Raw genomic sequence first — 18622 nt, 5'->3', positions numbered from 1 at the left:
GCCGATGGACCGGGCGCGGGTCATGGAGATCTGGAATCCAACCCGGAAGGAGAAGAACTTCGGCACCGGCTACCTGATGTCCGATCAGCTTTTGCTCACTGCCTACCATGTCGTCGAAGACGCTGCGATCCGCAGGGAGATCAAGGTCCGGCGCCTCGACTTGGAGGGCCGCACCAGCTGGGTAACAGCCGAGTTGATATGGCCCCCGCACCCCGTCGACACTACCGCGCACCCTCAACGAGACGGTGCGCTGCTTCGGATCGCGGACCCGGCCTGGCAGCCTCCCCGGACGGCTCCGGTGCGGTTCGGCCGGATCCGCGGCGGCGACCGCGTTCCATGCCTCGGGCTTGGCTTCCCCGACGCAGTCGTGGACCGTTCCAGACCGAAACGGCGCGACACCATGCCGGTGCGGGGGCACGTCGATCCGCTGCACGCCATGAAGTCCGGCATGCTCACCGTGCACGTCGACTCAGGGGTCGTCCCCAAGGGCCTGTCTGCGGGGTCGAATTGGAGCGGCGCGTCGGGGACGGCCCTGTTCTGCGGGCCGCTCCTGGTCGCGGTGCTGGCCACAGACAAGAAGATCTCCGACACCGCGAATGTCCTGGATGCCGTCCCGATCAGCGCGCTGGCCGCGCTGCCTGGCTTCGCACAGGCCCTGGCCGACCATGGTGCCCACTGCGTCATCGAGGACATCCCTGCGCCACAGCCGGAGGAATACCCGGACTCGCCGTACCCGTCGATAGCCATGACACCGATCTCGCGGAAACAGCGCGTCCGGACCGTGCTGGGCTCCGCCGTCGCGGGCGGTGTCGTGGCGGGGTTAAGCGTCTTCCCCTTCCTCTCCCCGCGCCAGCCCATCGCCGCCTGGCTGCCAGCCCCCGTGGTCGGCGGCGCGCTCACGGCGTGGGCCGTCCCGCTGTTCCGCCGGCCTCGGCGGTCCGGATCGGCCCGGGAAGCTGCACGCCAGGATCTGGCGGAGATCGTGCGGCGACAGTCGAGCGAGCGGCGGCGGCAGCTCCTCGGCGGGGACACGATGGCCATCAACATCACCTACAAGACACTGCCGGACGTTGGCCGAGGACCCGAAACCGCTTGGCCGCACGGCGACTTCCTCAGCATCGCCCGCTTCCTGGACGCCCTCAGGCCCAAGCGGCTGGTCATCACGGGTGGACCAGGATCGGGAAAGACCCTCCTCGCCAACGAACTCGTCCACCAGCTCCTCACCCGCGCCTCCTACCCGGGCCCCGTACCCGTACCGGTCGGCCTCGCCGGCTGGGACACCGACGTCCCGTTCACCGACTGGCTCAGCACCGTCATGGCCCGGGAATACCTCAGCGGCTCCGAGACCAAAGCCCGCGACCTCCTCGCGTCAGGACGGATCCTGCCGGTGCTGGACGGCCTCGACGAGATGGACGAAGCCGGATCGGACCAGCGCCACGCCATCGCCGCGCTCACCCAGCTCAACCGGTTCGAAGGGCCGCTGGTGATCACCTGTCGAGCAGCGAACTACATCAGGCTCAGCGGTGGCGACGACCGGCTGCTCGACTGCGCGACGATCCAGATCAACGATGTATCCCCGGCAGACGGCTGGCACTACCTCCACCAACGCGCCTACAACACAGCCCGACTCGCCGGGCTGGAGCCCGAACTGGCCAAGCCAGAAACGGTTCTCGGTGACCTGCTCACCTCCCCCTGGATGCTCACGCTGGCGTCCCTCACCTCCCAGTCCGACGCCGGGGCCGCGGCACTCCGCTCCTTCATCGGCACGCCAACCTCCACCGACGGGCTACGACAATTGCGCGACGAGCTCCTCAACCAGCTCGTACCAACACTGTGCAAACCCGACCCAAAAGGAGTGCCACAGCCCTACGCCGACGACTCAGCCGTGACACGCTGGCTCCGCCTACTCGCCGCCAACCTGCACGGCGGCACCACAGCACCGGCCGACCCGGGCAGCGCGGAGGGCGGCCGTGACCTGGCAGTCCACCTGCTGTGGCCGCTCGCCGGCCCGCGCGCCGCCCGCTATGCCGCCGCCGGGCTCACCCTGGCATGCTGGCTGCCCGCCTTCGTCCTGCTGACCATCTGCCTCCGGCAATGCCACGAACTCCCCTCCCCCGGCCTCCCGTTGCTGCTCCTCCTCTCCCCCGCACCGTTCCTCGCCGCCTGGAGTGCACGGGCGCGGCACATCCAGCCTCGGCGCATCCTCTTCCAGCGCCTGCGAAGCAGGCTCGGCTGTCGCAGGATCGGCCTCGGCGCGCTCCTCGGCTGGGCGCTGCTGCCACCGCTCACGCCGCTGTTCGGGGTGGGATACGCGCTCGCGGTCGCAATCGCTTTCACGCTGGTCTTCGGCTTCGGTCTTGCCCTGTCGGTACGGGCGGACATCGACCGCCGGCACCTGGTGGCCGGCGGGCTGCCCACCGCCCTCGTCCTGGCCGGGGCCGCCGGGTCCCTCGTCGGCACGCTCGGCGACTTCATCGGAGTGATCGCAGGATGCGGCGCCGGTGCGCTGGCCCTGGCGGTAGGCGTCCCGCTGGGACTGCGGGCCGCCCGGCGCACCAACGGCGGTGACCCCGACCCCGACCCGCCCGGGGTGCCCACCCCCCTCTCACCGCTGCGCAACGACGCGACAGCCGGGCTGATCGCAGGCCTCATCGTGGCCGGCCTGACCCTGTACGCCACGCTGAACATCGAGTGGCTGCGGGTGGACTGGCCGCTGGCCGTCGCCACATCCCTCGCCTGCGGCCTAGCCGCCGGGCCCGGCTTCGTCGCAGACGTCACCCGCCAGTACGCCGGAGTCGTGCTGGCCACCCGCGGCAAACTGCCTTGGCACCTCGTCGGGTTCCTCCGCTGGTGCCACCGCGTCGGCCTGCTGCGTTCCGCCGGCACGGTGTACCAGATCCGCCATGACGAACTCCTGGCCTGGCTCCAGCACGGAACGAGCCTTTGATTTAGGTAGATTGTCTTGTGTGTGCCTAGTAGGCGCCTCGCCAGGTGGGTGCGGTCTGGACCGTTATGCGCTTAGTGAGGTTATCGATCGAAGCGATGTGAATCATGGCCTCGGAACTGGCGGGAAGCGTCTCGTAATCGGGGCCTTCGAACTTGAACGGCGTGGTAGCACCGAAAGCCTGACGTGTCGTCACCCTCGACGAGACTCTTGCTGGGACGGCGCGGCACCCCGGACGCAAGACGCCCGGGGCCATCATGCCTGTTTTCTACGCAGCTTGATCATCGGGGACCACGGGCTTGGACAACTCTACGACGTTGCCGCTCGACCTGGACGGTCTGGCCGTCGCTTCGGTCGAGCGGCTGGCCGATGGAAGTTCCTCGCGGCAGGTCGGCGGCGTCATCGAGAATCCGGCTTCGTCTTCGAAGACCAGCCAGGCCCCGCGCGCCGCCGCAGCCTTTCCACCTACGGCCACGTCTCCTTCACCCAGCCGGTGACCGCCTGCTCGTCACGCTCCAACGCGCGGCGGGCGGGGACTTGGTGGCTCCACCCGTGGCGCCGCAGCATCTGCGCGATGCCCGACAGGGTGATGCTCTTGTGGAACCGCCGCCCGATGACCGTCTTGATCCGCTCCAGGGTCCAGGTCCGGTCCGGCCAGCCATGAGCGACCGGTCCCTTGGCCAACTCCCGCTCCAGCTTGCAGAACAGGGCCTTGCTCAGCTTCGGCCGACCAGGCGATCCCGCAGAACGCAGACCCGGTGGTCCACCATCATTCCACGCCGGACGCCACCGCTGCACCGATCGCACGCTGACCCGTAATCGCTTCGCGATCACGTCATTACTCTGCCCCAGAGCGAACATCTCCGAAGCTTCCATACGGATCTGCTCGCGAAACGCACGCCGTTCATCGGTCAGACCACCACCCTGCGGATACCTCATCATCCAGACGTACCGCGACGATCACCAACTGCCAGCCCCTACGACAGCACAACTACAAGCTCAGTAGTGGCCCGAGATCTAGGTGTTCATCCACACCGGGCACAGCAACGCCAAGAGCGAGGGGATCAACCCCGTGATCAAGCTCGCCGCCCGCAACACGTTCAGGTTCCTTGCATTTTGAGTTCCCGGTCACTCCAAGCGACATGGGCTGGTCGGGAGCAGGATGGATCCGCGGTTCTTGGGACAGCGGGGCGGCCTATGCGTGATCATGTCTTGTCACCACGAGTTGACAGTTGATCAGGCAAGGGCCGCGGTGCAACTCTTCCTTCTCCCACGGCCCGGTGTCGATGCCCTGCGCGAACTGGCAGCGTTCCGAGGCCAGTCGCGCACTTGTCTGTACCGTCCGGGCGATGCGCTGTTCGAACTCGCTGATGCGATGCTGTGCACCGCCGGTCCGGTGCAGACGTCGGTCGAATTGCCGCTGGAGCCGGAGGTCCTCCGGCGGCACAGTTCGGTGTACGACGCGCTGCACCACGGTGGGATCTCGGCGGACCGGCTGCGGCAGGCCCTGGCCCAGTTGCACCACTGTGAAGGGCACGGTGGCACGATCCCCGGGAGGGCTCCGTGACCGCCCAGTCGCCGACCGCCAACGCACCGCCCGCCCTGTAGGGTCCAGAAGTCACGCAGAGCCTCTGAACAGGCCTCCGGCCTGCTCGCCGCGGACTTGGTCGGAGAGGTCCTGGGGCGGGAGAAGCGATCTGTCATGGGTTCGCCGGCGAGGTGGCGGTCGACCCACCGCTTCACGCTGGGCCAGGACACCTAAAATGCGGGCCGCGACCTCGCTGATCGGCCATCCGTCCTCGACGACGAGACGGACAACTTTCAGGCGGTGGCGTGGGCTGGGTGCCGCGTTGGGGTGAGACACCAACATCAGCGGATAGGGGCGGTGAGGTCGTCCACGGGACGGCGGGTGCGTCCCGAGCTTGTGCGGATGGACATGCCTTCGCGTGCCCAGTACTCGAACCCGCCGATCAGCTCGCGCACGCGCGTGTAGCCCAGCCGTGACAGCGCCAGCGCCGCGCGGGTGGAGCCGTTGCAGCCCGGGCCCCAGCAATACACGACGATGTCGGCCGATGGGTCGGGAAGCAACTGCGCTGCTCGCGTCGGGATCTGGTTGCCGGGCAGGTGAATGGCCCCGGGGATGTGGCCCTGGTCCCAGGACTCCCGTGACCGGGTGTCCACGATGATGGGCGGCTCGGCCCCCGCTCGGAGGGCGGCAAGGTCGGACGGGTCGGTCTCGTAGGCCAGCTTGGCGCTGAAGTGGGCGATGGCACCCGCTGTCTCGCGCGGGCCTGTGCCGGCGACGGTGGCGGGCTGGTCTGCCGTGGCGTTCTCGTTCATGGCTCTATTCGACCGCTTCCCACGTCCCGAGGGAACCGGTAACCAGCGGCACGAGACTCGATCCGCCGTTGATCCGCCGGTAGTCTGGGCCTCATGCCGAACAACGAACGGGTCAGCCTCGATATCACCGATGAGACGCTGATTGCTGAGCTGCAGCGGGACGGTCGTGTGAGCATCGCCGACCTCGCTCGCGCGGTCACGATGTCGCCGTCGGCTACCAGCGACCGGCTCCGTCGCCTGACAGACGCCGGTGTCATCACCGGGTACACCGCGACCCTCGACGCCGAGGTCCTCGGCTACACGATCACCGCGTTCGTCCGCCTCGCCTACCCCTCGGGGAACTACAAGCCCCTGCACGACCTGATCGACACGACCCCTGAGGTCATCGAGGCGCACCACGTCACCGGCGACGACTGCTTCATCTTCAAGGTCCTCGCGCGGGGCATGCGCGACCTGGAACGCATCACGGGTCGACTGGCCACCCTGGGCTCGATCACCACGAGCGTCGTTTACTCCAGCCCGCTGCCGACCCGGCCCATCACTCCGGCCCGTGCCCCTTCCGAGGCGGGGCCGCTCACAGGCCCCAGGTGAACCGCGCCTTCGTCGCGTCTATTGCGCCGAGGCGCTGGTAGATACGGATCGCGTCCTCGTTCCACACCGGTGTCTGCCACTGCAGCTCCCTCAAACCCCGCAGGCGGCACCGATCCGCCACAGTGTCGACGAGCAGGCGCCCGACATGGCGACCCCGATCGCCCTCACGAACGAACAAGCAGTCAAGGTGCCCGAACTCGCGACCACTCCACGTCGCAAGGTCCGTCGTCAGCGAGGCATAGCCCAGCGCATCGTCGCCATCGAACGCGACGAAGACCTCGACACGGCCAGCAGCGCACGCCTGGTCAAGACGATCCAGGACCTCCGCGACGGAACCCTCAAGGACGCCTTCTCATACGCGGCGTGAGCGGCGAGCAGTCCACTCAGTCCGTGGACAGCACCCGGCACAGAAACGCGACACACCTCAACCCCGGTCGGCATATGCCGAAGGCCACGCGCGAACCACCGCCCGGTCCGGGACCCACTCAATCAACGTCCCCGGTCAGTACACCCAGGCGACCGCGCCGCCGGCTTCCGCTACCTTCTGCACGACCGCGACAGCCGCTACACCCAGACCTTCGACGCGGTCTCCACCGCCGACGGCATCGAGACCTTGAAGAGTGCTCCGCAGACTCCGCGGATGAACGCACACGCGGAGAGGTTCATACGCACCGTGCGTGCCGAGTGCACCGATCGGCTACTCATCTACAACGAGCAGCACCTGCGACGCGTACTCGCCGAGTACGCCCGCCACTACAACACCGGAAGGCCTCACCGCGCCCTGCAAGCGACGACCCCGACGTCGCGTCGGCCGCCGCTGCTGGGACCGCCCCAGCCATCCGCGCACATGCCAACGTCGACGGCGACTTCGGCCCGGCCACCGAGCAGGCGGTGAGGGCCTTCCAGGCCAAGCGCCACCTGCATGCCGACGGCATAGTTGGCCCCCGGACCTGGAAGGCCCTGCACGGCAACTGACCCAGAGGTCGTTCCAAAAGCTGAAGAAATACAGGTCAGCGACAGGCTTGAGGACCACCGGAGAAGTTGTCCCGTAAACCGGGACGGTAGGCCGCCGCCGGAATCAACCCGTGGTTTACCCCGAGCTCGGCCGTCGGGACGACGACGATGGCGCCGCCCAAGATCCAAGGTCGAAACGGCGAATCACGAGGGTCATGCCTTAACCGTCCCGCAACAGCGTCACGCCATGCCGCGTGGCGGCAGTTCAGAAGGTGGGACGTCCCGAGAAATCACCAACTGGCCGAACACCTCTCGTTCTCCTGGCAACTGCCGTGCACCGTGGTCTTCGCAAGCCAGGGCTCGACGGTAAACCGCGCAGACTCACCACAAGGGAAGGATGACCGAGTTATGAACGTCCGCAAGTGCATGACCGCGCTCGCAGCCACCACGACCCTCGCAGGGCTTTCAGCCCTGGGCCTGACAGCGCCCGCCCAGGCGACAGCGGCCGGTCCGGCCGTCGCGGCGTTATCGGGCGCGACAGCCGCTGCGCCGACCAGGGTTGCCGTCGCGAACGCAACTGCCGGCGCCGTCAGGCCATTCAGCGGGGCAGCCGGGGTGGGCGCCCCGGCCCATGCATCCGCCGCCCGGCCCGACGGCGTTATCAACGGCAGCTGCGGGCCCACCCCGCCCATCAACGTCAACGGGACCACCAACCGGCACCTGGCGACCTCGAAACCCATTGGTGACACCGCCTGGAGCCGCCTCGAGTACGGCCACGACAGCAAGTACGGCACGGTTTACTGGGCCCACGTCTGGCGGGCCCCCAAGAACAGCGTCGTCTGGCTGGACTGGTCCGACGACGGCAAGCACAACTGGCACCAGTGCGGCCCCTACTGGGTCGACGGCAGCCAGGGCGCGCACGATCGTTGGACCTGGGCGGTGAACTGGGTCCATGGGCGGGAGTTCCGTTCCTGCGCCAACGTCCCCAGGCTTCCGCGTCTCAACGGGTGCACGGTCTGGAAGCCGTAGGCCGCTGTCCGCGGTCGACAACCTACGCACCGCCCCATGCCAGCTGCAGTGCCTCGTGAGCAGGGAGTCTCACCTCGCTGCCTCCCGCGATCGGTTGCCGGGGATTTTTGTTGCATGCGGCGGTACAGGGCTGCGCAACAACGCGCGGCCCCCTGAATCTCGATGCGTGGCTGGCGCCGGGCACTCAGACGGGGGAGAGGTGCCGAGCGCACCGTCGGCACAGGGCGTCCGGCGCCAGCTTCTTCCATCACTGAGCGGTTAGGACCGCACACCAGTCCACCCCGCACCGTCCTCATCCACACTGAAGGAGCACACCATGATCCATCGCAAGGGCATCGCCGCGGCGGCCGCCACTCTCGCCCTCGGCACCGGCCTTGCCATCGGTGCCCCAGCCCAGGCCGCACCGAACGCGCCCGCCGCCGGCTGGCACCTCCTGTGGAGCGACAGCACCCACGAAGCGCAGTCCTACTGGCCGACCCCGGACTTCGTTCCGGACGTCAACAACCTCGAGGTCAACTTCGGCTGCTACGGCCACGACGGCGCCACGATCAAGGCCCAGATCGTCCGCACGCGAGACAAGCACGTCGTGAAGACAGCGGGCGTCAACGAGGGCTACTGCAACAACGGCCAGCAGTACCGGCTCGACGTGGCCGAGAAATTACGGGCGGGCGAGGCGTACTACCTGCGCCTCACCATCCACGGCAAGAAGCACACCATGTACGCGAAGGCCTGGACCTACCACTACTGATCCGCATTCGGTGTTCCGCCCTTGCGAGGGAAGGGCGGAACACCGCACCAACTCACCCGCACATCACAAGGAGCGTCCTCGTGAAGCGTCGAATCTCATCCCTGCCCGCCCTGCTGGCGAGCGCGGCCATCGTGGCCGCGAGCGTGCTCGCCACCTCCGCCCCCGCCATCGCCCAGCCCCACTCCGGGGCCCGTGCTCACGCGCCGAGGAACAACTTCGGTTGCACCTACTACTACGGCACCGGGCTGACCGAGTACGGTGACCGCGGCCCGCGCGTCCGCCAGGTGCAATGCCTGCTGTCCAAATGGGACTTGATGGACCCCTCCGAGATAGACGGCATCTTCGGGCAGCACACCCGTGACGTCGTCAGGGGCTTTCAACATGATCTGGGACTGGACCCCGACGGCAAGGTCGGCGTCAAGACCTGGGGCGCACTGCGCTGCGAAGGTCCCTCCGGCTGCTGAATCCCGGTCCGAGCGGTGGCGGCTGCCCAGACAGCCGCCACGGCCATCGGCCAACCGCGAACTCAGTTGACCGGGCGCCGAACCACCGGGGCAGCCGGCCGAGCAGCTCCGCCTGATGTGGAGGCACCCGAACATCCCGAGTCCGGGCCACGACCCGGATCACCTCGCCTTCGTCCGCCACATCATCGACGACCGGCGCCGAGAGTCCTGAAAACCACCGTTGACACAAGGGAGTTGACGTCTCGCATATGACGTCAACGACGCCCGTCACCACCGACTACGGGCGTCGGCACGGTCCATCAACCGCTCGACGACCTCGTCCACCAGCTTGTCCTCGACCGGCTCGACAGCCGGGGTTTCCTTGTCTGCCATGTCCGTCCGTGCTTCACGCCGACCTACGCCTCCTGGGCCAACCCGGTCAAGGCCCACTTCGGTCGGCTGCGCCAGTTCACCCCGGCCAACTCCAACCAGCGCAGCCACCCGGTGCAGCCCGGCCCTGCACCGCTACTTGCACTGGCGCAACGCCAACGCCCGCCACCCCGACGTACCCCGCCGCCCAACGCAAGGAACACGCCCACATCCGCAGCGAGAAGGGCCTCCGCTGGGGCGGACGCCCCCTCGCCGTCGCAGCCTGAACTCGAGGGGGTCCTCGCGTCACCTTCGCCAGAACAAGTGGTGCGTCACGCCGCTCGGGCTGGGCACGACCTCCCGGTGGAACCGGTCGAGCAACTCATCGGGGGACTCCCACAGCCGTAGTCCCGACCCGAGCTTTACCGGCGAGACCGCCACATGCATGGTGTCGATGAGGCCGGCATCAAGGAACTGCCGGATGGTGGTGGTCCCGCCGCCAAGCCGGACGTCCTTGCCCTGCGCCGCTCCCCGCGCCCGTTCGAGGACCGTGGCCGGGTCGCCGTCGACGAAATGGAACGTGGTGTCGCAGAGTGTGAACGACGGACGCATGTGGTGGGTCATGACGAACACCGGCGTGCGGAACGGGGGCTCCTCTCCCCACCAGCCGCGCCAGTCATGGTCCTGCCACGGCCCGCGCTGTGGCCCGAACTTGTTGCGGCCCATGATCTCGGCACCGATGTTGCGTGCGAAGTCCCGCGTGAAGTAGTCGTCGAGGCCCCGGCTCCCACCGGGATCCGTGCGCATGGGCCAGCTCGCCGTGGCTCCGGCCCAAGCGAACAGCCTCTCGGGATGGTCGTGGCCGAACGGCCGCTCGAGACTCTGGTGCTCACCGGCACCGATTCCGTCACTCGAGACGTTGAAGTTCATGACTCTCAGCAGTTGATCCACGTGTTCCCTCGTCAGGTCCCGTCACGTCATCGTGTGGCAAGGCGCCCCACACCATGGCGTCGAACGAGACGTGGCCGGATCGACAGCGCCCCACTACATTTCCCAAGGTCGCGGCCAGGGCGGTGGTTTCCACCGTATGGCCCTTGCCATACCAGGTCGGCACGGCGAACTCTCCCCATGCACCCCAGTCCAAGTCGAAGTGTGCGCCCCGGACGCCGTCTGCGGCTTCAGCATGCGCGAGATATCCGGGGTGTTGGCTGATCTTCCGGTAGATGGCCTCGCCGCTGACGTGGAACTCCCGCGTAAGAGGTGCGGGACCGGCGAGAGGTGACTTCAGGACACCGAATGTGTGCAGAGCAAGATGGGGCATGCGTCTCTCCCTGTTTGAGGGTGCCTGGTGTGGACCCGGCTCGGTGGCTTACGCATGAGGGCGAGGAATCGTCGGGCATGACCAACTCATCCCATCGCGGGTAGCTCAGCCTGAACGAACTCCTATGCCACCGTGGGCGATCGCCGAAGAGCAGGTGAAGGTAGCTGCCTTTGCGGGTCATGTCGAAGTTGCGTTCCCCTCTCCAAGTGGCCTCTTGCAACGGTCATTGCGGGGGCTGGGGCCGGTAGAGCTGCCTGCCGGCGTGGAACTCCACGTCGGCACCGCAACTGCGGAGGAGCAGCATCGACAGCTCCGCTCAAGCTGGTGTGCCCAGGCGACGCCAGCGGCGTCGACCGGGTTGGATGACGCAGCGACTGGGTTCGCTGTCAAAGCACAACTGGCCTGCACCGGCGTCAGCGCAAATGTCCTGTCCCACCACCTCCAGCAGTTGGTGAGCAGCCAGCCGGCGAGGCGGCCATGTCGTTTGAGAACTCTGGCCTCCGTCGTTCTCAAACGACATGGCTTCCGCAGAAAGCATCCGATGGCTGAACGTGGCAGCGGCCTTCCGCCGGAGTCGGCGACCCCGGCGGTTCAAACTCTGGCGGCGACCTGGTCGGCCACTGCGAAGTCCGTTCCGCAGTCGGGGCAGACCGCACGGCCGAAGAGGTAGGTCATCGCCGCGGCGACGTCATCCCGGCCGTCGGCGAGCGCAACACTGTGGAGGCGGCGGCCGATGCCCTTCAAGTCCCGGGGAACCGCAGGGCGCAAAGACCTCTTGTCGACGTTGCCCTCCACGGCGTAGTCGCCGCTCGTGGAGAAGTATCCGTACTCGCCTATAACGATGAACAGACTGGTCTCACAGCCGGGGCAGGAGACCTCGTACTCCTCGTTAACAAGCCCCCACGCCAGGTCTTGGCTCCACACCGGAACACCTTCCAAGGCCAAGACAGCCTCCAGCAGGTAGATGTACTCGATACGGTCGGTGGGCGTGCGCAGGTGCTCGTTCGCCACGCGCAGCAGAGCTGCGACCTCACCTGCGTACTTCTCTCGAACGTCGCCAGCCCCGTGCGGTTGTTCCGCACCCGCCATGATCGCGCCTGCCAGCATCAGGGCGTTCAGCCGCTCCTTGTGGTCCTCTTCCTCAGCGATGGCTGTCAGAGAGGGCAGTGCCGCGAAGCTCGCCGAGTAGACGCTGCTCTGGTGGCACAGAGCTGACCAAAGATCGTTCCAGAGCTCGGCGCTCGGGTCCGATGAGATCCGCTCCAGAAGTCCCGGTATGTCTTCCGCGGAGCCGTATGCATGGCTGAGTTGCGACCAATCCGTCATACGGAGATCCAAGCAGCTCGCCGGAACAGCCGGTCAAGCCGTTCGAATCCAGCGCGTATCTGCCACTGCGAAGGAGGAAGATTGCGAATCTGCCAACCGCAGTGCGACGGGACAGCAACCATCCTGTCGCATCGTAGTAGTTGTCTGTAGATCTTGGCGTGAGCTGCCGGTTTGCCATGTGGACCGAGAGCAGTGCTCGCGGATTCTCAGTGGAACTGGCTCCGGCGGAATCACTGGGGACCGTTGACCGGCCCCGGGCGGAACGATCGGAGCCGAGAGTTCTCGGCACCTGCAACGACACGCACCATGGTGGGATGATGAGCACTGAAGCGGGGCCGGTCGAACATGAGGACCGATGGGCTGTGAATCTCCGCGGCCAGGGTGTTACCAGGATCACCGTTGACTACCAACTGACGCTGGCCCTCGACGCGGGCTGGAACGTCGCGCTGGAAGGGCCCGCTCGGCTCTCGTGCGGTTCGATCCGTACCGCTCCCGGCGTGCTTCTGACACCGGAGACTCAGCATGTGGCCGCAGCCCTCCCGCTGTTCGAGGCAAACGGTCTTGTCTGCGGTCGCCTTCAAGCCCGGCACCCTGCGGATGGTGTTCGACGGCGGCACGCACCTGACGTGTCCGGCCGACGTTTCGTTCAAAACGTGGCAAGTTCCAGGACCAGGAGGATGACGCTTCGCCTCCCTGCCGGGAGGAGACCTCGGCGCCTGGTCGGGCTAAGCGGCCAATGAGAACCCGCGTAGTCAGACCGCGAAATAGTGAGAATCTGCCATCTGCTCTGCGGCCGTTTGTCGGCCAATTCCCGCTCCAAACCGCTGTTGAAGGAACGTACGACTAAGTGACGGCCTCAGGGGGGTTGCCAGTCGATGACTCTGGTGAGCGAACTTGCGAGGAGTCGAGTTCGCCGATGGGACTGGACCGGTGTTGTCCGTGTTCACTCTGGTTCGCGAGACTGTTGGGTGCCGAGCATGCGCAGCAGCTCAAGTTTCTCGGCGGCGTCGGTGCCCTCCAGCGGCAGTAGGATTCGCGTCCTGAGACCGTCGTCGGGTGTCACGAGCACCTGGCAGCGCAGCCGGATCAGCCCGACCGAGGGGTGCTGAACGTCCTTCAGGTCCGAGCGTCGGACGGCGACGTCGTGCCGGTCCCACAGCGTCCGGAACTCCTCACTGCGGGTGGCGAGGTCATTTACCAGCGTGGTGATCTGATGGTCCTCGGCGCGGCGGGAGTACGTGGCGCGAAGGTCGCTGACGTGAGCCGCAGACAGGCGTGCCCGATCTGCTTCCGGAATGCGATCACGTGACCCTTGGCGGGTGAACCAGTGCCAATAGACATTGCTGTTACGCCCAGGCCGAAGCTCGCGACGGCAGGCTAGAGCGTCATCGAGCGCGTTGGTGTAGAGCACGTCTCCGAGGTCGTTGTAGATCAACGTCGGCAGGTTATCGAGGTGTGCGGCGAGTTGGAGCAATCCCGGGTCGATGTGGCGACCGACCTGGCGCGGCGGGATGGGCACGCCGGCGAGGCGGAAGAGGTGGTCCTTCTCATCGGGGGTGCATCGCAGCACGCGAGCGAGGGCGGCCACGACTGGCTCGGACGGGCCCGAGCCGCGGGCCTGCTCCAGTCGCGCGTAGAAGTCGCTCGATACGCCGGCCAGCACGGCGACTTCTTCACGCCGCAAGCCGGGGGTACGGCGACGCGACGTTTCAGGCAGGCCGACCTGCGACGGCGAGAGCTCCTCGCGCCGGCGACGCAGGAATTCGGCGAGTCCGGGCCGGTCGATCACGTCGTCAGTATGCGCGCGCGGACGGGGCCGTATCCAGGACGGGGTTGGTCCTGGATAGATCAGTCCTGGCTGACCACGACGATCGGCCGCACCGTGGGTCCATGACCAACAATTACGTCCAACTCGCTCGGCGCATCCCCGTTCCGGAAGCAGTTCCGACCGTCTCGGTCAACCCCGTCACCCTGCCGGCGCCCGATCGCGGCCTCCCCCTGGAGCTGCGGGTCACCGCGCCCGTACAGGGCGACGCCCTTCCGATCGTGCTCCTGTCTCATGGCGGCGGCAGCACGCACTATCTGAAGTCGAAGGACGGCTACTCGCCCCTCGTCGACTTCTACGCGAGCCACGGATTCGCCGTCATCCAGCCGACCCACCTCAGTTCCCCCAGCGGCGGGCTCGGCTTGGACAAGCACGCCCCCGGCTACCCGCTGTTCTGGCGATCGCGGATCGACGACTTGCGGCTCATCCTCGACGATCTGAACGCAATCGAGGCCCAAGCGTCAGTGGTCGCCGGACGGCTCGACCCGGCACGCATCGCCGTGGTCGGTCACTCCGCGGGCGGCAACACCGTCAGTGTGCTGCTCGGTGCGCGTGCGACCGATCCGGACAGCGGAACCATCCTCGACCTGCGTGACCCCCGCATCAGCGCGGGGGTACTGCTCGCTTCGACGGGCAGCGCCGAGGGCATGACCGACACCATGCGCGAGCGATATCCCGAGCTGGAAACCGACTTCTCGCACCTGACCACGCGGACCCTGGTCGTCTACGGCGACGACGACGGGAACCCCGTCGCCACCACCCGCGGCGCCGACTGGCACGCCGAGCCCTACCACCTCAGTCCAGGCGCCGACGGCCTGTTGGCCCTCCCCGGCGCGAAGCATTACCTCGGCGGCATCATGGGCTACAGTCTCGCCGAGACCGACGACGAGGACCCCGAACGGCTGGCGGTCACCCAGCGCATGACCTGGTCCTACCTGCGGTCGGCCCTCTACGACGGTGACCCCGCGTGGCAGCAAGCCATCGAAGCGATTCGCAGCAACCCATCGCTCGGCCACGTGCAGACCAAATAGCCCATCACCAGTCGTACCGACCGAGCCCGGGAAGCACCCGGTCGGCAGCGGCCAGTCAGTCACGAAGCGCGTCAGAACAAGGACGGATCGTTCCAACCGGCCGGGCGCCTCGGGGACGCGTCAAGTACTGCGGCAAGGCAAGCCCATGTACGGAGCCGCCAACAGAACCTAGGGACTCCCGCCAACTACACCCGGGAACTCGTAGAGGTCCCCTACTGATCGCTTCAGAATGAGGGCGTGGGGCGGCGGAACCGGACGAGGCTGCGGGCCGGTTCGAGCAGGTCCGTGGCGGCCCCGGGGCCTAACGTAGGGCGGCGGCGACCAGGCCTTCGAGGGCCTCGCGTGGTACATCGCCGCCGCTCACCAACCGGTCGAAGATTAGTCCGTCGATGCAGGTGAGCAGGATGTGGGTGCGATCCTCGACGTCCGTCACGCCGTGCGCGGCGAGGAACAGTCGGACGGCCTCACGGCCGGCGTTCTCGCGGGGTACGAGGATCTCGCGCAGCTCTGGGTCACGCACGCTCTCGACGGCGCAGGCGTAGCGGGCGAGCGAGCGGCGGCGGCCCTCGCCGGTGAGTCGCTGTCGGGTGAGCAGTGCCATGCCGTCCACCAGTTGCTCGGCAGTGCGCATGGGGGGACGCTCGTTGGCCATCGTTTGCAGTTCCGCTTGGTCGAGTTGGACCAGGCGTGTGACGAGTCCGGTGAGTAGTGCGGTTCGGGTGCGGAAGTAGGCCGACGTGGTGCCGGGCGGCATGCTCGCTTTGCGGTCGACCGCGCGGTGGGTCAGCCCACGGATCCCTACGTCGGCGAGTACGTCGAGAGCCGCGTCCGCGAGGAGGATCCGTCGATCCGAAGTCATGGCTCCTTTCTACACCTGTAGAGACTCGACTAGAGTGCCTTCTACAGATGTAGAAGAAGTGGGGGCTTCGGCATGGGCAACACGGCGGTGGTGGTCGGAGGCGGCATCGGCGGGCTGGCCGCCGCGATCGGACTGCGCCGCATCGGCTGGGAAGTGACGGTGGTCGAGCGCGCGCCCGTGCTTGAGGACGCGGGGGCCGGCATCTCACTGGCCGCCAACGGCCTGCGGGCACTGGACGAACTCGGCGTGGGCGAGACAGTACGGGATGCCTCGCGAGGCCAGTACAGTGGCGGCACCCGCACGCCTCACGGCAGCTGGCTGGCCCGGATGGACGGCTCCGCGCTGGAGAAGGCGGTAGGCACGCCGATCATGGGCATCCCCCGCTCCACCCTCCACCGGCTGCTACGCGACTCCCTACCCGCCGAGGCACTGGTGATCGGCTCCGAGGCCGGCCCGGTCGAGCAGATCGGCCCCGGGACGGTTCGGGTCGGTTGCGGCGACACGGTCCTTGACGCCGATCTGGTTGTGGCGGCCGACGGCATTGGCAGCAAAGTGCGCAGCCACCTCTTCCCAGCCCACCCCGGCCCGGTCTACAGCGGTTCGACGGTGCTGCGTGCCATCACCAAGCAGGCGGTCGACCTGCGTACCGACTTCGAGCTGACCTGGGGGCACGGGGCCGAGTTCGGACACATAGCCTTCCATGACGGGCGGGCCGAGTGGCACGCCGTCCTCAGCCTGCCCGCCGGGACGCGGTTCGCCGACCCACTGGCCGAACTGCGCAGACGGTTCCACACCTGGCACAGCCCGATTCCCGCCCTACTCGATGCGACCCGGCCCACCGCCGTGCTACACCACGACGTCAACGAACTCCGCACGCCGCTCCCTTCCTACACGCTCGGCCGAACCGCCCTGCTCGGCGACGCGGCACACGCGATGACCCCCAACCTCGGACAGGGCGCCTGCCAGGCACTGGAAGACGCGGTCACCCTGGCCGCCGCGCTCGCCAACGAGCCCACCATTGAGGCCGCGCTCACCCGCTATGACGCCGAGCGCCGACCGCGCAGCCAGGCCGTCGCGCGGGCCGCACGGCAGGCCGGGCAGATGGGCCAGCAGCTCTCCCACCCACTGGCCGTCGCCCTGCGCAACACAGCGATGCGAGTGGCGCCCTCGCGCGCCGCAACGCGCATGCTCCTTCGGCATCACGCCTGGGTCCCACCACGGTTGAACTGATCCGATTCACGTCTCCGCCAGGTCAGCGCCATCACCTTCCCGGACAAGTCGACCTCCGGGCCTCGCCGTTGACGGTCACAGTGGGCAGGGTGTCCGCATGCGTGCTGCTCTTGTCCCGGACGACCTGTGGGAGCGGGTGGTGCGTTGTAAACCAGTTCTCCGTTGGTGTCATTGAGGCGGGGAGTGCACCAATGATCAGGGCGGATCCCCGGTTTCGCCAACCGGGGATCCACAGCTACACAACGGAACGCGCGTTGCGGGTCGACGTGGCCTCGGCGCGTGCGGTGGTTGTTACGAATGGTGATCTTGCGGCCATCCCTGTGCGTCGAAGACGGCGATGGGGTCCAGGTAGTCGCGCCAGTGCACCACCTTGCGGTCCTGGATGGTCACGACGGAGACGAAGCGGTTGTCGTAAGGTCGCCCCGTCGGGACCGACGTGCCGTGAACTTCGTACTCCAGGACGACCGTCGAGGTCTCGCGGTCCCGGTGCACGCGGAGGTTGTCCGCACCGTGCAGCTTCACGTAGTCGCCGTAGTCGCGGTACAGGTCGATGATCCTCTGGCGTCCCTCGACCCGCCGGGGGTACCCCGGCACGGTGATCACGTACTCGAAGACCACGTCGTCGGCCAGCAGGTCGTAGTAGTCCTCCCCGTCGACCAGGCCGTCCAGCCCCTCCTTGATGATGCGGAAGAACGGGCTGTTCGCCCCGACCAGGGGAGTGTCGTCGCTGACGGTCTTGCTCACTTCGCCTCCGAGGTCCATGCGTGGGCGTCGCGCTCGGCGAACTCGCGGAAGGTGGTGGCCGGCCTGCCGGTGACCTTCTCGATGTCGCCGGTGGGCGCGGCGCCGTTGCCGGCGATGATGGCGCCGGTGAGCCAGCGCATCATCACCGCGTAGTCGGCGGGGACGCCCGCGGCGAGGGCGCCGTTGATCCACATCTCCTGGTCGATGTCGCGGTAGGCGACGGGACGGCCACTCACGGAGCCGATGGTGTCCGCGACGTCACCGAAGGCAAGAGCCTCCGGGCCGGTGAGCGAGTAGACGGCGCCGGCGTGAGTTTCGGGGTCCAGCAGCGTCTCGGCCGCGACCGCTGCGATATCAGCCGCGTCGACGAAGGCTTCCCTGCCACCGGCGCTCGGGGCCGTGATCACTCCTTCGATGACCGGGAGGTGGTCGTCGGCGAAGTTCTGCATCACCCACGAGGGGCGCAGGATCGAGTGCGTGATGTTGTGCCGGGAAGCCAGATCGGCCTCGACGGCCGCGATGTCGATCTCCGGCGGGGCCTGGTCGGCGTTGTAGACGCTCAGGTAGGTGACGTGGCGCACGCCGGCCGCCTCGGCTAGGTCCAGGAAAGCGCCGACCTGGTCGGCGTAGCTGACGCGCATCGTGGGTGTGACCAGATAGAGGCGGTCGACACCGGCCAGGGCGGGCGTGTGGGTGGCCGGGTCGTCCCAGTCGAACCGGATGTCCGCTCGGCTACGCGCCGCGGTGCGGGTGATGCTTCCTCGCTGGGCGAGCAGGTCGGCCAGCAGCGAACCGGTCCGGCCGGTGCCGCCGAGGATGAGTGCCGTGGAGGCTTCGTTGTTCATGGCTCCATGCTTGAGGCCCGGAG

Annotated in this window: 20 protein-coding genes and 6 pseudogenes; 13 read left to right on the top strand and 13 right to left on the bottom strand. The window is 67.5% G+C overall.

Annotated features, from left to right (window positions below; translation table 11 throughout):
- Positions 1-4 precede the first annotated feature (4 nt).
- The gene (locus O5O46_RS15900; RefSeq protein ID WP_269856065.1) at positions 5-2947 is read left to right on the top strand and encodes a hypothetical protein; all 2943 of its coding nucleotides are present in this window, start codon (positions 5-7) and stop codon (positions 2945-2947) included.
- 25 nt (positions 2948-2972) lie between these two features.
- On the opposite strand, the pseudogene O5O46_RS15895 reads toward O5O46_RS15900, so the two are convergent.
- Together O5O46_RS15895 and O5O46_RS15890 are read right to left on the bottom strand one after the other, a co-directional pair.
- Positions 2973-3086: pseudogene (locus tag O5O46_RS15895) on the bottom strand (IS5/IS1182 family transposase); the annotation flags it as partial.
- A 240-nt stretch (positions 3087-3326) separates the two neighbouring features.
- Positions 3327-3883, bottom strand: a pseudogene (locus tag O5O46_RS15890) (winged helix-turn-helix domain-containing protein); the annotation flags it as partial.
- Between the two features lie 223 nt (positions 3884-4106).
- On the opposite strand from O5O46_RS15890, the gene O5O46_RS15885 reads away from it, so the two are divergent.
- Positions 4107-4511 (top strand): hypothetical protein, encoded by a 405-nt coding sequence (locus tag O5O46_RS15885; RefSeq protein WP_269856135.1) that lies wholly within the window; start codon positions 4107-4109, stop codon positions 4509-4511.
- Positions 4512-4579: 68 nt separating this feature from the next.
- Here the strand turns inward: O5O46_RS15885 and O5O46_RS15880 are convergent.
- A pseudogene (locus tag O5O46_RS15880) lies at positions 4580-4814 on the bottom strand (helix-turn-helix domain-containing protein); the annotation flags it as partial.
- Complete coding sequence (locus O5O46_RS15875) at positions 4814-5284, bottom strand: rhodanese-like domain-containing protein (RefSeq protein ID WP_269856064.1); 471 nt, start codon at positions 5282-5284, stop codon at positions 4814-4816. The pseudogene O5O46_RS15880 and the gene O5O46_RS15875, both read right to left, overlap by 1 nt.
- Before the next feature lie 93 nt (positions 5285-5377).
- Between O5O46_RS15875 and O5O46_RS15870 the strand changes: the two genes are divergently transcribed.
- Complete coding sequence (locus O5O46_RS15870) at positions 5378-5875, top strand: Lrp/AsnC family transcriptional regulator (RefSeq protein WP_269856063.1); 498 nt, start codon at positions 5378-5380, stop codon at positions 5873-5875.
- Here O5O46_RS15870 and O5O46_RS15865 read toward each other — a convergent pair.
- Both O5O46_RS15865 and O5O46_RS15860 read right to left on the bottom strand, forming a co-directional pair.
- Positions 5859-6194 carry a GNAT family N-acetyltransferase gene (locus tag O5O46_RS15865; protein WP_269856131.1) on the bottom strand — a complete coding sequence of 112 codons (336 nt, stop codon included), beginning with the start codon at positions 6192-6194 and terminating at the stop codon, positions 5859-5861. The genes O5O46_RS15870 and O5O46_RS15865 overlap by 17 nt on opposite strands.
- Positions 6195-6439: 245 nt before the next feature.
- The gene (locus tag O5O46_RS15860; protein WP_269856134.1) at positions 6440-6580 is read right to left on the bottom strand and encodes a hypothetical protein; all 141 of its coding nucleotides are present in this window, start codon (positions 6578-6580) and stop codon (positions 6440-6442) included.
- On the opposite strand from O5O46_RS15860, the gene O5O46_RS15855 reads away from it, so the two are divergent.
- The 6 genes and pseudogenes from O5O46_RS15855 to O5O46_RS15830 all read left to right on the top strand — a co-directional run.
- Positions 6516-6770 (top strand): integrase core domain-containing protein, encoded by a 255-nt coding sequence (locus O5O46_RS15855; protein WP_269856062.1) that lies wholly within the window; start codon positions 6516-6518, stop codon positions 6768-6770. The genes O5O46_RS15860 and O5O46_RS15855 overlap by 65 nt on opposite strands.
- Complete coding sequence (locus O5O46_RS35530; protein WP_443072546.1) at positions 6767-6850, top strand: peptidoglycan-binding domain-containing protein; 84 nt, start codon at positions 6767-6769, stop codon at positions 6848-6850. The genes O5O46_RS15855 and O5O46_RS35530 overlap by 4 nt, the downstream gene beginning before the upstream one ends.
- Positions 6851-7237: 387 nt before the next feature.
- Positions 7238-7858 carry a hypothetical protein gene (locus O5O46_RS15845; RefSeq protein ID WP_269856061.1) on the top strand — a complete coding sequence of 207 codons (621 nt, stop codon included), beginning with the start codon at positions 7238-7240 and terminating at the stop codon, positions 7856-7858.
- Between the two features lie 316 nt (positions 7859-8174).
- Entirely contained in the window at positions 8175-8606 is a 432-nt protein-coding gene (locus O5O46_RS15840; RefSeq protein ID WP_269856060.1) for a hypothetical protein, read from the top strand.
- An 80-nt stretch (positions 8607-8686) separates the two neighbouring features.
- Complete coding sequence (locus O5O46_RS15835) at positions 8687-9070, top strand: peptidoglycan-binding domain-containing protein (RefSeq protein ID WP_269856059.1); 384 nt, start codon at positions 8687-8689, stop codon at positions 9068-9070.
- Positions 9071-9442: 372 nt separating this feature from the next.
- Positions 9443-9705, top strand: a pseudogene (locus O5O46_RS15830) (IS630 family transposase); the annotation flags it as partial.
- 19 nt (positions 9706-9724) lie between these two features.
- Here O5O46_RS15830 and O5O46_RS15825 read toward each other — a convergent pair.
- The 3 genes and pseudogenes from O5O46_RS15825 to O5O46_RS15815 all read right to left on the bottom strand — a co-directional run bounded on the left by O5O46_RS15825 (position 9725) and on the right by O5O46_RS15815 (position 12065).
- Positions 9725-10369, bottom strand: a complete 645-nt coding sequence (locus O5O46_RS15825) for a dihydrofolate reductase family protein (protein ID WP_269856058.1) — start codon at positions 10367-10369, stop codon at positions 9725-9727.
- Between the two features lie 103 nt (positions 10370-10472).
- A pseudogene (locus O5O46_RS15820) lies at positions 10473-10739 on the bottom strand (DUF3291 domain-containing protein); the annotation flags it as partial.
- A 591-nt stretch (positions 10740-11330) separates the two neighbouring features.
- Positions 11331-12065, bottom strand: a complete 735-nt coding sequence (locus tag O5O46_RS15815; protein ID WP_269856057.1) for a hypothetical protein — start codon at positions 12063-12065, stop codon at positions 11331-11333.
- A gap of 176 nt (positions 12066-12241) precedes the next feature.
- On the opposite strand from O5O46_RS15815, the pseudogene O5O46_RS35525 reads away from it, so the two are divergent.
- Both O5O46_RS35525 and O5O46_RS35520 read left to right on the top strand, forming a co-directional pair.
- Positions 12242-12607 (top strand): annotated as a pseudogene (locus O5O46_RS35525) (DUF6188 family protein); the annotation flags it as partial.
- Positions 12588-12746 carry a DUF6188 family protein gene (locus O5O46_RS35520; RefSeq protein WP_443072542.1) on the top strand — a complete coding sequence of 53 codons (159 nt, stop codon included), beginning with the start codon at positions 12588-12590 and terminating at the stop codon, positions 12744-12746. The pseudogene O5O46_RS35525 and the gene O5O46_RS35520, both read left to right, overlap by 20 nt.
- Before the next feature lie 262 nt (positions 12747-13008).
- Here O5O46_RS35520 and O5O46_RS15810 read toward each other — a convergent pair whose 3' ends face one another.
- The gene (locus O5O46_RS15810) at positions 13009-13854 is read right to left on the bottom strand and encodes a helix-turn-helix transcriptional regulator (RefSeq protein ID WP_269856056.1); all 846 of its coding nucleotides are present in this window, start codon (positions 13852-13854) and stop codon (positions 13009-13011) included.
- Positions 13855-13955: 101 nt separating this feature from the next.
- On the opposite strand from O5O46_RS15810, the gene O5O46_RS15805 reads away from it, so the two are divergent.
- Positions 13956-14921: an alpha/beta hydrolase family protein gene (locus tag O5O46_RS15805; protein ID WP_269856055.1), complete on the top strand. Its 966-nt coding sequence runs from the start codon at positions 13956-13958 to the stop codon at positions 14919-14921.
- A 301-nt stretch (positions 14922-15222) separates the two neighbouring features.
- Here O5O46_RS15805 and O5O46_RS15800 read toward each other — a convergent pair whose 3' ends face one another.
- Positions 15223-15780, bottom strand: coding sequence for a TetR/AcrR family transcriptional regulator (locus tag O5O46_RS15800; RefSeq protein ID WP_269856054.1), 558 nt, complete (start codon positions 15778-15780; stop codon positions 15223-15225).
- A gap of 72 nt (positions 15781-15852) precedes the next feature.
- On the opposite strand from O5O46_RS15800, the gene O5O46_RS15795 reads away from it, so the two are divergent.
- Positions 15853-17010 (top strand): FAD-dependent monooxygenase, encoded by a 1158-nt coding sequence (locus O5O46_RS15795; RefSeq protein WP_269856053.1) that lies wholly within the window; start codon positions 15853-15855, stop codon positions 17008-17010.
- Between the two features lie 291 nt (positions 17011-17301).
- On the opposite strand, the gene O5O46_RS15790 is transcribed toward O5O46_RS15795, so the two are convergent.
- Together O5O46_RS15790 and O5O46_RS15785 are read right to left on the bottom strand one after the other, a co-directional pair.
- Positions 17302-17754: a nuclear transport factor 2 family protein gene (locus tag O5O46_RS15790; RefSeq protein WP_269856052.1), complete on the bottom strand. Its 453-nt coding sequence runs from the start codon at positions 17752-17754 to the stop codon at positions 17302-17304.
- Complete coding sequence (locus tag O5O46_RS15785; RefSeq protein ID WP_269856051.1) at positions 17751-18599, bottom strand: NmrA family NAD(P)-binding protein; 849 nt, start codon at positions 18597-18599, stop codon at positions 17751-17753. The genes O5O46_RS15790 and O5O46_RS15785 overlap by 4 nt, the downstream gene beginning before the upstream one ends.
- Between the last annotated feature and the right edge of the window lie 23 nt (positions 18600-18622).

The sequence above is a fragment of the Streptomyces sp. RPT161 genome (genome assembly GCF_027533845.1).
Lineage (GTDB): Bacteria > Actinomycetota > Actinomycetes > Streptomycetales > Streptomycetaceae > Streptantibioticus_A > Streptantibioticus_A silvisoli_A.
Note: the sequence above shows the minus strand (reverse complement) of the source record. Positions and strands in the feature narration are given on the sequence as shown.

What these genes read in the sequence shown, in the direction of transcription:
- O5O46_RS15900 (WP_269856065.1), top strand. Translation starts at nt 5, where the DNA reads ATGGACCGGGCGCGGGTCATGGAGATCTGGAATCCAACCCGGAAGGAG.
- O5O46_RS15885 (WP_269856135.1), top strand. Translation starts at nt 4,107, where the DNA reads ATGGATCCGCGGTTCTTGGGACAGCGGGGCGGCCTATGCGTGATCATG.
- O5O46_RS15875 (WP_269856064.1), bottom strand. Translation starts at nt 5,284, where the DNA reads ATGAACGAGAACGCCACGGCAGACCAGCCCGCCACCGTCGCCGGCACA.
- O5O46_RS15870 (WP_269856063.1), top strand. Translation starts at nt 5,378, where the DNA reads ATGCCGAACAACGAACGGGTCAGCCTCGATATCACCGATGAGACGCTG.
- O5O46_RS15855 (WP_269856062.1), top strand. Translation starts at nt 6,516, where the DNA reads ATGAACGCACACGCGGAGAGGTTCATACGCACCGTGCGTGCCGAGTGC.
- O5O46_RS15860 (WP_269856134.1), bottom strand. Translation starts at nt 6,580, where the DNA reads ATGAGTAGCCGATCGGTGCACTCGGCACGCACGGTGCGTATGAACCTC.
- O5O46_RS15845 (WP_269856061.1), top strand. Translation starts at nt 7,238, where the DNA reads ATGAACGTCCGCAAGTGCATGACCGCGCTCGCAGCCACCACGACCCTC.
- O5O46_RS15840 (WP_269856060.1), top strand. Translation starts at nt 8,175, where the DNA reads ATGATCCATCGCAAGGGCATCGCCGCGGCGGCCGCCACTCTCGCCCTC.
- O5O46_RS15815 (WP_269856057.1), bottom strand. Translation starts at nt 12,065, where the DNA reads ATGACGGATTGGTCGCAACTCAGCCATGCATACGGCTCCGCGGAAGAC.
- O5O46_RS35520 (WP_443072542.1), top strand. Translation starts at nt 12,588, where the DNA reads ATGTGGCCGCAGCCCTCCCGCTGTTCGAGGCAAACGGTCTTGTCTGCG.
- O5O46_RS15805 (WP_269856055.1), top strand. Translation starts at nt 13,956, where the DNA reads ATGACCAACAATTACGTCCAACTCGCTCGGCGCATCCCCGTTCCGGAA.
- O5O46_RS15800 (WP_269856054.1), bottom strand. Translation starts at nt 15,780, where the DNA reads ATGACTTCGGATCGACGGATCCTCCTCGCGGACGCGGCTCTCGACGTA.
- O5O46_RS15795 (WP_269856053.1), top strand. Translation starts at nt 15,853, where the DNA reads ATGGGCAACACGGCGGTGGTGGTCGGAGGCGGCATCGGCGGGCTGGCC.
- O5O46_RS15785 (WP_269856051.1), bottom strand. Translation starts at nt 18,599, where the DNA reads ATGAACAACGAAGCCTCCACGGCACTCATCCTCGGCGGCACCGGCCGG.